The 1,418-nt window shown below is 35.5% G+C and carries 2 protein-coding genes and 1 pseudogene; all 3 read left to right on the forward strand.

The annotated features are described in order from the left end of the window. On the forward strand, positions 1 to 483 hold a 483-nt coding region (locus DW800_RS03980), incomplete at its 5' end, for a M91 family zinc metallopeptidase (RefSeq protein ID WP_119957835.1). Then, complete coding sequence (locus DW800_RS03985) at positions 428 to 979, forward strand: hypothetical protein (protein ID WP_035447393.1); 552 nt, start codon at positions 428 to 430, stop codon at positions 977 to 979. The genes DW800_RS03980 and DW800_RS03985, both read left to right, overlap by 56 nt. A 62-nt stretch (positions 980 to 1,041) precedes the next feature. Next, positions 1,042 to 1,418: pseudogene (locus DW800_RS03990) on the forward strand (RHS repeat-associated core domain-containing protein); the annotation flags it as partial.

A 1,418-nucleotide genomic window follows, 5' to 3' on the forward strand; every position in this document is an offset into this window, starting at 1 on the left:
GGTTTGATAGATAATGTGAAAATGTTCTTTGGATTTGATACCAAGTATCAAAAGGACGTGAAAGCAGATTTGCAGCAACTTAAGAAGGATGATAAGGAAATTGGTGAGATGATTATTGAACTGGAGAAAAGTAAGAATGTTCATTCAATAACAAGGACTAAACGAGGAGAGTCTAATTCTTCAGGATTTGATAGAGAAAAAGCTAAAAAAGACACTCCGCAAGGAAGCATTATAAATTATGACCCTGATGTTAAAACGGATATTAATGGAAATCATCGGACACCAAGAATTGGTTTAATCCATGAGTTACAGCATTCGTCGGATGTAGATAAAGGTATTATGTCTTATGAAAATATAGGAAATGGAATACCCATGAGAGAAATTCGTGCTATTAATACTGAGAATAAAATTAGAAAAAGAACAGGAGATGCAAAAAGAACGGAATATCGTGGAAGGAAAATACCCCAAAAACTGTTGGAATAAGATTATCCTTATGTTGGGTATTAATCTCTTATTTGTAATGTGTGTACATAAAACAAGTGAGAGGTATGAAGATATGTTTGTTGATTCTACTTGGCAAAGCCCTTTTGTTGCAATGAATATAGAATACAAAGATAGTGTATATTCGATAGTTCCAAGAGAAGGAGATATGTACCTATTTCTGAATGATGGGGTAGCTAATAAGAAATATCGATATGAACTTTTTCCAATTTTATTAGAACAGACATTGGGTATAGACAGCATTACATTTTGTTCACTAAAGGAAATGGACTGTATGGTAACTCCACAGCCATACATAGATTCAATTTATAAAGGAAAAGTAGAAAATCTTATTTCTTTGCTTTTTAATGAGAAAGGTGTACTTTCTGTTGGTTTGTCATATCCAGAAGAAAAATATTTGATTTATTTGTTATTTCATCATGGAGTTTATCTTAATACAGATTGCGAAACTGGAGTTTTGTATATCTTAAATAAATAAGTATTTTATATTCTTGAAATAATCTATTTAATTGCTATCCTAACATCAGATATTACTATATCTTGCATGTTAGGATAGTTTTTTATTTACTTCCCGCTTCCGGAAAGACTACAAGAGAGGAAGTATACACTTACAGCTACGACTATGCTGACAGGGTGAGCAAGGTGGAGCATACATTGGGAGGCAGTGGAAAAGCCACTTATGACAACTTCGGTCGTTTGCTGACCAAGCAGTATCACGGAACGAGCATCAACAAACTGACATATGCCTACAACCTGCGTAGCTGGCTGACGGGCATCAGCGGTACATGCTTCACACAGAACGTGTACTACAACACGGGTGTGGGTACAGCGAAGTACAATGGCAATATCAGCAGCATGACCTGGAAGTCCGGGAACGAAAGTACAGTCCGCGGTTACAAATTCACTTATGACGGATT

The sequence above is a fragment of the Bacteroides sp. AM32-11AC genome (assembly GCF_003603515.1).
GTDB lineage: Bacteria > Bacteroidota > Bacteroidia > Bacteroidales > Bacteroidaceae > Bacteroides > Bacteroides uniformis.

Coding starts and splice junctions, on each gene's coding strand:
- DW800_RS03985 (WP_035447393.1), top strand. CDS start 428: ATGCAAAAAGAACGGAATATCGTGGAAGGAAAATACCCCAAAAACTGT.